The sequence below is a fragment of the Dokdonella sp. genome (assembly GCF_036518555.1).
Classification (GTDB): Bacteria; Pseudomonadota; Gammaproteobacteria; order Xanthomonadales; family Rhodanobacteraceae; genus Dokdonella_A.
The window spans coordinates 1-8,745 of sequence record NZ_DATDMY010000074.1; the positions used below are offsets into that span (position 1 = coordinate 1).

Sequence of the window (8,745 nt, forward strand, 5' to 3'; positions counted from 1 at the left end):
TCGCGAAGTCGACAGGCGCAGCCTGTCGACCGGGACACCGGGGTGTCCTTTCTCTTGGTGACTTCTCTATGGACAAGCAAAGAGAAGCCACCCGCTCGCCGCTGAGGCGAGCGGAACCTTGCGAAAGCGCCGCGCTTCGCGAAAGAAGCCTTGCGCTGCACGCGATCCGAAAGAGCAAACGGCGCCAGGACGAGCGGAACCGTGCGAAAGCGCCGGCTTCGCGAAAGAAACCTTGCTGCACGCGATCCGAAAACAAACGGCGCCAGGACGAGCGAAACCTTGCGAAAGCGCCGCGCTTCGCGAACGAACGGATCCGCCCGGATCCGTCCGTGAGCGGTCAGCCGAGCGCCTGCTCGAACTCCGGCACGAGCTTGAACAGGTCGCCGACGAGGCCGTAGTCGGCGATCTCGAAGATCGGCGCTTCGGCGTCCTTGTTGATCGCGACGATCGTGCCCGCGTCCTTGATGCCGGTGAGGTGCTGGATCGCGCCGGAAATGCCGACCGCGACGTAGAGGTCGGGCGCGATGATCTTGCCGGTCTGGCCGACCTGCAGGTCGCTCGGCACGTAGCCGGCGTCGACCGCCGCGCGCGACGCGCCGACCGCGGCGCCGAGCTTGTCGGCGAGCGCGTAGATGATCGTGAATGCATCCGACGAGCCGAGCGCGCGGCCGCCGGAGACGACGCGCGCGGCGCTCTGCAGGTCCGGGCGGTCGCTCTTGCCCTGCGCGAGGCCGACGAAGCGCGTGTGGTTCGGCAGCGCGACGTCGAGCGTGAGCGCTTCGACCGGCGCCGCGTTCGCGCCGCTCGCCGCGGCCGCGTACGAGGCGGTGCGCACGGTGCCGACGAGCACGCTGCCCGCGGGCGCCTCGACCGTGACGATCGCGTTGCCCGCATAGATCGGGCGCTTGAACGTGTGCGTGCCTTCGACCGCGGAGATGTCCGACACCTGCGCGACGCCGAGCAGCGCGGCGACGCGCGGCAGCACGTCCTTGCCGAACGTCGTCGACGGCGCGAGCACGTGCGTGTAGCCGGCCTTCGCGGCGGCGGCGACCTGTGGCGCATAGACGGCCGCGAGCGCGTGCGCGTTCTCCGCGCGCGCGACGGCGAGCACCTTCGTCACGCCGTCGATCTTCGCGGCTTCGGCCGCGATCGTGGCGGGATCGGCGGCGAGCACGAGCACGTCGATCGACTCGGCCTTCAACTCCGTTGCGCAGGTGACGCAGCGCGCGGTGCTCGGATTCAACTTGCCGTCGAGGTGTTCGGCGAGGATGAGGATCTTGCTCATGGGTGTTCCATCCGATTCGGTCAGTTCACCTCTCCCGCTCGCGGGAGAGGTCGCGCCGAAGGCGCGGGTGAGGGTGAACCTGCGAAGCGTCGCGAGGGCTTCCCCTCGTCCGGCGCTTCGCGCCACTTTCTCCCGCCAGCGGGAGATGGATCTCGCGAACTACACCAGGCCCTTGGCCTTGAGCGCGGACACGAGTTCCGCGACGTCCTTGACCATCACGCCCTTGCTGCGCTTCGGCGGCGGCGCGTACTGCGTCGCCTTGAGATGATCGCCCGACTCGACGCCGAGGCTTGCGAACTCGATCGTCTCGATCGGCTTGGACTTCGCCTTCATGATGTCGGGCAGCTTGATGAAGCGCGGTTCGTTGAGGCGCAGGTCGGTCGTGATCACGGCGGGGAGGTCGACCTCGATCGTCTCGAGGCCGGCGTCGACTTCGCGCGTGACCTTCGCCGCGTTGCCTTCGACCTCGACCTTCGATGCGAACGTCGCCTGCGGGCGGTCCCACAGCGCCGCGAGCATCTGGCCGGTCTGGTTGCAGTCGTCGTCGATCGCCTGCTTGCCGAGCAGCACGATCTGCGGCTGTTCCTTCTCGACGAGCTTGAGCAGCGCGCGCGCGGCGGTGAGCGGCTGGATCGCCTCACCCGTGACGACGTGGATCGCGCGGTTCGCACCCATCGCGAGGCCGTTGCGGATGTGCGCCTGCGCATCGGCGGGGCCGATCGTGACGACGACGACTTCGCTTGCGACGCCCTTCTCGCGCAGGCGCAGCGCCTCTTCGAGTGCGATGTCGTCGAACGGATTGGCCGACAGCTTGACGCCGTCGGTGACCACGCCGGAACCGTCCGGCTTGACCTGGATGCGCACGTTGTAGTCGACGACGCGCTTGTAACCGACCAGGATCTTCATCGGATGTCGAACCTCGCTGGAAGCCGCGCGGCGCGGAGCCGGCGCAAAGAGTCGCGATTTTAGCGGAAAGCGCGCCGGCGCGGGCTGCGGCGCCGCGTCGCGCCGGCCAGCCGGCGCTTTTCCACAGGCGGCGTGGACAGGCCTGTGGACAACCCGTGGGCGGCATGGCGGACAGGTCCGCGCCATGCGGGTGTCAAGTGGATTGCGCAGAAAGCGACCATGTCGCGGCGAGCGCGACCCGACGTGGTCCCATCGTGCGCGACGGCGCATCGACGGGCTCGGGACGTACGCAAGCGGCGAGTTGTCCACAGCGCGCGTGGATGGCCCTGTGGACAAGCTCTGGATCGAGATGCGGAAACGACGCGCTGGCGCGGCTGTCAAGGAGGGGTGCGCAATCCTTGACCAGCGCCTGTCAAAAGGACGCCCAGGGTTGCGTCGATATGCGCGTGCCGCGGTACGCGAATGACGCGGCGAATCGAATGCAGGCGCCCACCCTGTGGGCGACCGGCACGCGCGGCGACCGGAAACGTTGCGGTCGCGCACAGGGTGCGCTCCGACAGCAACGTGCCGGGTGCGTTCCTACGCGGGCTTGGAGGGTACGCGCGCGATGACCGCCGCAGCGAAGCGCTCGGCCGATCCGGGCGCGTGCGCGAAGAACAGCGACGGTTCGGCGAGTTCGAGTTCGAGCAGGCGCGGCGCGCCGTCGCCGTCGCGGATGAGGTCGACGCGCGCGTAGAGCAGGGGTGACTCGAACGGCACGGCGGCGAGCACGCGCTCGGCGAGTGCGCGCTCGGCGTCGTCGGGCGTGCGTGCGCGGATGTCCTCGGCGGCGAACAGCGCATCGGTCGGCGCGTCGCCACGGCGCAGCAGCGGGCCCTTGCGGATCGCGTGGCTGTAGCGGCCGTCGAAATGGATGAGCGCGGTTTCGCCGTGCTCGTCGACGCGCTCGAGGTACGGCTGCAGCAGCACGCTGCGGCGCGCGTCGAGCAGGCGCGCGAGATGCGCGACCGCGGCGTCGCGTCGCTCGCGCGCGTGGCGCTGGGCATCGCGCGAGCCCGCGCCGACGCTCGGCTTGACGACGAACTCGGCCGCGTCCGTCGATGCGAGGAACGCGTCGAGCGCGGCGGCCGCGTCGGCGCCGGGTTCGACGAACGTGCTCGGCACGATCGCGACGCCCGCGCGTTCGAGCTCGGCGAGGTAGTGCTTGTCGGTGTTCCAGCGCAGCACCGCGAGCGGGTTGAACAGCCGCGTGCGCGTGGCGACGCGCGTGGCCCAGTCGAGGAACTCGGGCAGGCGTTCGGCGTAGTCCCAGGTCGAGCGCAGCAGGGCGAGGTCGAAGCGCCGCCAGTCGAGCGCAGGATCGTCCCAGTCGACGATCTCGACGCCGGCGCCGGCCGCGCGCAGCGCCTCCTGCAGCGGCGCGAGATCGTCGTCGAGCGGGCGCGCGGCGGCGACGGAAACGAGGGCGATCAGCGGGGCGGTCATCGATGGTCCGGCGTCGGCAAAGGCGCGAGCCTAGCCGATCCCGAGGCGTACCGCGCAGCGGCGTGCGGGCGCCGGCGCCGCATGCGAGGATAGGCCGCGCGCCAGGGGGCGCTCAGGGGAGGGGCGTCGCTGCGCGGCGCCGTGCGCATGCGTCTTCGACTCACGTTCAATCTCGTCCTCGCCGCGGTGTTCCTGATCGGGATCGTCGCGGCCGGCTGGTACTACCACGCGCAACTGCAACGCGACGCGATGGCCGAAGTGCGGCACAACTCGCAGTTGCTCATGGAGACCGCGCTGGCGATCCGCAGCTACACGACCGACCAGATCAAGCCGCACCTCGATCCGCTCAATGCCGAGCGCTTCCTGCCGCAGACGGTACCCGCGTTCGCCGCGACCGAAACGCTGCATCGCCTCGGCGACCGCTATCCCGGCTACGTGTACAAGGAGTCGGTGCTCAACCCGACCAACCCGCGCGACCGCGCCAACGACTGGGAACGGTCGCTGATCGAGCAGTTCCGCGCCGACGCCGCGCTCGGCGAACTCAGCGGCATCCACGGCGAAGGCGTCGAGCAATCGATGTACGTCGCACGACCGATCACGATCAAGCAGGCGTCCTGCCTCGCGTGCCACAGCACGCCCGAAGCGGCGCCGGCGACGATGCGGGCGGTGTACGGCGACGCGAACGGTTTCGGCTGGACGCAGGGCGAGACGGTCGGCATGCAGCTCGTGCGCGTGCCGGTGCTGTTTCCGCTCGAGAAGGCGCGCCGCGCGTTCGACACGTTCATGTTGTCGCTCGTGGCGGTGTTCGGCCTCATGTTCGCCGGCCTCAACCTCGCGCTCGAGCGGCTCGTGATCGTGCCGATGGCGCGCGTCAACCGCCGCCTCGAGGAGCTCGCGACGAAGGACTTCCTCACCGACCTCGTCAACCGCCGCCGCTTCTTCGAGCGGCTCGAGGCCGACATGGCCGAGGCGCGCATCAAGCACCTCGGCCTGTCGGTGATCATCTTCGACCTCGACTTCTTCAAGCGCATCAACGACACGTTCGGCCACGACAGCGGCGACTCGGTGTTGCGCCATACCGCGCTGCGCGTGCGCGAACTGCTGCGCAGCTCCGATTGCGCGGCGCGCTTCGGCGGCGAGGAGTTCATCATCCTCCTGCGCGAGACGCGCATCGACGCGGCGATGGCGATCGCCGAGGCCGTGCGAGCGAAGATCGCGGGCGCGCCGTACGAGGTCGTCGGCGCGGTCAGCGCGAGCTTCGGCGTCGCCGAGTGGAACCATCGCGAGGATCCGCGCAGCCTCATCAACCGCGCCGACAAGGCGCTGTACCAGGCCAAGCAGGACGGTCGCAACCGCGTCGTGCGCGCCGCGGACGAATGAGCGACGCGTGCCGCGGCTCAGTCGAAGCCGTCGGCGAAAATCGCATCCACGACGACTTCGACCGCGCCGATGTCGCAGCCCGCGCCTTGCGGGCGCGCGAAGCCGCGCTGGTCGAACGGCTGCGTGCAGTCCTGCGCGGCGATGGCGTCGATCGCCGCGCTGCCCGCGCCGGGCAGCATCGTCGGCGTCGGGCCGCCGTTGTCCTGCAACGGGCCGAGCGCGTCGCTCGCGCTCGAGACCAGGTTGCCGCTGCCGGTCCACGCCACACCCGCGGCGATGTCGCTGCCGTCGGGCGCGCTGTTGCCCGACACGATCGACTGCTCGATCGTCGCGCTGCCGGAGCCGCCGATGCCGCCCCCGGAGAGACTGGAGTGGTTGAGCGACAGCGTCGCATGATCGAGCTGCAGCGTGGCAGCCGCGGCAACGAAGATGCCCGCACCGGCGCGATAGCCACTGTTGCCGGCGATCGTGCAATTGGTCGCGATGAGTGCGCCACCGACGTGCGCGCCGGCGCCTTCGTAGCGCGCGAAGTTGCCGACGATCGAGCTCGAGGTCAGCGTGACCGTTCCGGCGGGCGCATGGATGCCGCCGCCGTCGTAGTACGCCTGGTTCGTGGATACGACGCTGCGCGTGACCGTCGTGATGCCGTACGACTGGATACCCGCGCCGCGCTTTGCGGCGTTGAGGCTGATCATGCTGTCGACGACGTCGAGCGTTCCGTCCGCGCGGATGCCACCGCCGCCACCAACCGGCCAGGATGAGTTGCCGCTGATCGTGCTCGCCGAGATCGTGACGACGCCGGTTTGCGAGTGCAGGCCGCCGCCGCTGTAGGCGGCGTTCGAGGAGAGCGTGCTGCGTGTGAGCACGACCGCGCCGCTCGACGACGCGATGCCGCCGCCGAAGTTTTCGGCCGTGTTGCTGCTCACGGTGCTGTCGACGAGCGTGAGGTCCGCCGCGGCCATGCAGATGCCGCCGCCGTCCGCGCGGCCGTTGCAGAGGCCGGCCGCGGCGTGGCCGTTGCCGAGCGTCACGCCTGCGAGAACCAGCATCGCGCCCGCGGGCGCTTCGTCGCGGAGGATGCCGAACGCGTGCGTCGCGCCGTCGGGCCGCGCGATCGTCACGCCGCCCTCGTACTGGTGCGCGCCGCTGCCGCGCCATGCGCTGCCGTCGATCCGGAGGCGCGTCGCGGTGACGACGAGCGTGCCGCCCGCCGCGCCGCTCGCATCGGCCGAATCCGCGAGCGCGATCGTACCCGGCGTCGCCGCGCCGGTGATCGCGGACGCGGCGAACGTGATCGTATCGTCATCGCCGAACGCGGCGCCCGTGGTCGCGCAGCTGCCCGTCGGCGCGGCCGCGTTCATCGACAGGATCGCCTGGCGCAGCGTGCACGTGCCCGTGGCAGCCGCATCGCCGTCGTCGGGCGTGGTCACCGCGATCGTCGCCGCGCTCGCGGGCAGCGCGGCGAGGCCGCCGACGAGCCAGGCGGCGACGAGCGCGCGCCGGAGCGGCGTGGGCCGTAAAGCGACGATGCCGGCGCGGACGCGGGCACGCGATGCGATCGAAACCATGAGGCCTCCTTGGAAGCGGGACCGGCGCGGCGTGCGCCTCGATCCTGTTACGCAGGTGAACGGCGAAAACCCGAACGCCGCATCGCGCGCGGGCGTCGCGCTACCATCGCCGGATCGCCTGCGTGGACATCCCCGAATGCCTCGTCAACTCGCCATCGCCGCGTCGGCGCTCGCCGCGCTCGCCATCACGACGCACGCGGCCGCGCAGAATCCCGATCCGCTCGACATCCGCGCGTGCACGGCGATCGAGACCGATGCGCAGCGTCTCGCGTGCTACGACCGCGCCACGCACCGCGACGATCGCGAGGCGCAGCGCGCCGCCGACGAGCGCATGCGCAGCAGCGGCGTGTTCACGCAACCGGACGGCCGCGCCGCGGCCGTCGCGGGCGAAGCGGCGGTGCCGCGAGCGCCCTCGTCGCTCGACCGCCGCTGGGAGCTCGACCCGGCGAGCAAGCTCGGCACGTTCAACCTGCGCAGCTACCGGCCGGTCTACGTGATGCCATTCTTCGCGACGAGCCAGCTCAACACGCAGCCGCGGAGCCCGAACCCGGACAACAGCGTCGGCGAGCGTGCGCACCTCGACAACATCGAGGCGAAATTCCAGCTGAGCCTGAAGACGAAAGTGCTGCAGGACGTGCTCGGCAACGGCGATCTCTGGGTCGGCTACACGCAGTCGTCGCGCTGGCAGGTCTACAACAAGGACGAATCGCGGCCGTTCCGCGAAACCGACTACGAGCCGGAGGCGCTCCTCGTATTCGGCACCCACTATCACGCGCTCGGCTGGGACGCGCGCCTGTTCGACATCGGCATCAACCACCAGTCGAATGGCCGCAGCGACCCGTACTCGCGCAGCTGGAACCGCATCGTCGCCGACATCGGCCTCGAGCGCGGCGATTGGACCATCGTGCTGCGGCCGTGGTGGCGCATTCCCGAATCGCGCGGCGACGACAACAACCGCGACATCGAGGACTACGTCGGTCGCGGCGAAGTGCAGCTCGTGCGCAACTGGAACGACCAGACGTTCGGCCTGACCTTGCGCCATTCGCTGCGCGGCGGCGACGCGAACCACGGGTCGGCGCGCTTCAGCTGGAGCGTGCCGCTTGCGGGCAGCCTGCGCGGCTACGTCGAGGTGTTCCATGGCTACGGCGAGAGCCTGATCGACTACAACCACGAAGCGACCTACCTCGGCGTCGGCCTGTCGCTGCTCGACTGGTACTGATGGGCGGACTCCGGAGCGCCGCGTGCAACGCGCTTGGCCTCCTGATGTAAAGAGGCCGCCCGCGCGCGCTTGCCGCGATCGGGGCGAACGGGGCTTGTGCCTATAATGCGTGCGCGCGACACGGGCCGGCGGCCCGCTGCCGTGCCACTGGGGCATGGTTTCTACAGGGGACAATCATGGATCACCGGAACACGGCTTCGAGCCGCGCGCGCGTTGCTGCGTGCGTCGCGGTGCTTTCGTTGTGGACAACGGCGGCGACATCGGCGACCGACGGTGCCGGTGGATTCGCGATCACGCAGAGTCTCGTGTCGAACGGCGGCGGTTTCATGCGCGACACCTGCTATCGCCTGCTGTCGGCGGTCGGCCAGCCCGTGCTCGGCACGCTGCGCAACAGCGAGTTCGTCCTTTCGTCCGGCTTCCTCGCCGACTCGGCGTCGACCGACGACAAACTCTTCCGCTCCGGATTCGAAAACAGCACGGGGATCTGCAAATGACCACTTTCCGATCGAATGCGCTTCGTGCCCTCGTTCCCGCGATCGCGATCGCGCTCGCGCTCGCACAACCGGTGTTCGCAGCGCCGCAGGTGCCCGACTTCAACTACCAGGGTCGGCTCGAACAGAACGGCTATCCCGCCAACGGCAACTATGCGCTGACGTTCTCGCTCTGGGATGCGCCGACCGGCGGCAACCAGATCGGCGCGACGATCTCCGAACCGAGCTGGCCGGTCGTCAACGGCGTGTTCGCGATCAACCTCGCGTTCGACGGCGCATTCGCGGGGCAGCAGAGCTGGCTCGAGGTCAGCGTCAACGGCGCGACGCTCGGACGCCAGCCGATCACGACGGCGCCCGTGGCGCAGTTCGCGCTGACCGGCAATGTCGGACCGGCCGGTCCCGCCGGCGCGA

The 8,745-nt window shown here is 70.0% G+C and carries 8 protein-coding genes; 4 read left to right on the forward strand and 4 right to left on the reverse strand.

Annotated elements, in window-relative coordinates; genetic code table 11:
* Nucleotides 1-337 precede the first annotated feature (337 nt).
* The 3 genes from VI238_RS04790 to VI238_RS04800 all read right to left on the reverse strand — a co-directional run bounded on the left by VI238_RS04790 (nucleotide 338) and on the right by VI238_RS04800 (nucleotide 3,676).
* Nucleotides 338-1,285 carry an electron transfer flavoprotein subunit alpha/FixB family protein gene (locus VI238_RS04790; protein ID WP_331649016.1) on the reverse strand — a complete coding sequence of 316 codons (948 nt, stop codon included), beginning with the start codon at nucleotides 1,283-1,285 and terminating at the stop codon, nucleotides 338-340.
* Nucleotides 1,286-1,444: 159 nt separating this feature from the next.
* Nucleotides 1,445-2,191, reverse strand: a complete 747-nt coding sequence (locus VI238_RS04795) for an electron transfer flavoprotein subunit beta/FixA family protein (protein ID WP_331649018.1) — start codon at nucleotides 2,189-2,191, stop codon at nucleotides 1,445-1,447.
* Nucleotides 2,192-2,770: 579 nt separating this feature from the next.
* Nucleotides 2,771-3,676, reverse strand: coding sequence for a hypothetical protein (locus VI238_RS04800; RefSeq protein ID WP_331649020.1), 906 nt, complete (start codon nucleotides 3,674-3,676; stop codon nucleotides 2,771-2,773).
* 147 nt (nucleotides 3,677-3,823) lie between these two features.
* Between VI238_RS04800 and VI238_RS04805 the strand changes: the two genes are divergently transcribed.
* Complete coding sequence (locus VI238_RS04805; RefSeq protein ID WP_331649022.1) at nucleotides 3,824-5,056, forward strand: diguanylate cyclase; 1,233 nt, start codon at nucleotides 3,824-3,826, stop codon at nucleotides 5,054-5,056.
* Nucleotides 5,057-5,073: 17 nt separating this feature from the next.
* Here VI238_RS04805 and VI238_RS04810 read toward each other — a convergent pair whose 3' ends face one another.
* Nucleotides 5,074-6,624, reverse strand: coding sequence for a CSLREA domain-containing protein (locus VI238_RS04810; protein ID WP_331649024.1), 1,551 nt, complete (start codon nucleotides 6,622-6,624; stop codon nucleotides 5,074-5,076).
* A 136-nt stretch (nucleotides 6,625-6,760) separates the two neighbouring features.
* Here VI238_RS04810 and VI238_RS04815 point away from each other — a divergent pair, with 136 nt between their 5' ends.
* The 3 genes from VI238_RS04815 to VI238_RS04825 form a co-directional block, all read left to right on the forward strand.
* On the forward strand, nucleotides 6,761-7,843 hold the full coding sequence (locus VI238_RS04815; protein WP_331649026.1) for a phospholipase A: 1,083 nt from the start codon (nucleotides 6,761-6,763) through the stop codon (nucleotides 7,841-7,843).
* Between the two features lie 176 nt (nucleotides 7,844-8,019).
* A complete protein-coding gene (locus VI238_RS04820; RefSeq protein WP_331649028.1) occupies nucleotides 8,020-8,337 on the forward strand; it encodes a hypothetical protein in 318 nt (105 codons plus the stop codon).
* Nucleotides 8,334-8,745: hypothetical protein (locus VI238_RS04825; RefSeq protein WP_331649030.1), on the forward strand; the 412-nt coding region annotated here is incomplete at its 3' end. The genes VI238_RS04820 and VI238_RS04825, both read left to right, overlap by 4 nt.

Bases quoted from the DNA above. Each gene is read 5' to 3' on its own strand.
- VI238_RS04805 (WP_331649022.1), top strand. From the start codon at position 3,824: ATGCGTCTTCGACTCACGTTCAATCTCGTCCTCGCCGCGGTGTTCCTG.
- VI238_RS04810 (WP_331649024.1), bottom strand. From the start codon at position 6,624: ATGGTTTCGATCGCATCGCGTGCCCGCGTCCGCGCCGGCATCGTCGCT.
- VI238_RS04820 (WP_331649028.1), top strand. From the start codon at position 8,020: ATGGATCACCGGAACACGGCTTCGAGCCGCGCGCGCGTTGCTGCGTGC.
- VI238_RS04790 (WP_331649016.1), bottom strand. From the start codon at position 1,285: ATGAGCAAGATCCTCATCCTCGCCGAACACCTCGACGGCAAGTTGAAT.
- VI238_RS04795 (WP_331649018.1), bottom strand. From the start codon at position 2,191: ATGAAGATCCTGGTCGGTTACAAGCGCGTCGTCGACTACAACGTGCGC.
- VI238_RS04815 (WP_331649026.1), top strand. From the start codon at position 6,761: ATGCCTCGTCAACTCGCCATCGCCGCGTCGGCGCTCGCCGCGCTCGCC.
- VI238_RS04800 (WP_331649020.1), bottom strand. From the start codon at position 3,676: ATGACCGCCCCGCTGATCGCCCTCGTTTCCGTCGCCGCCGCGCGCCCG.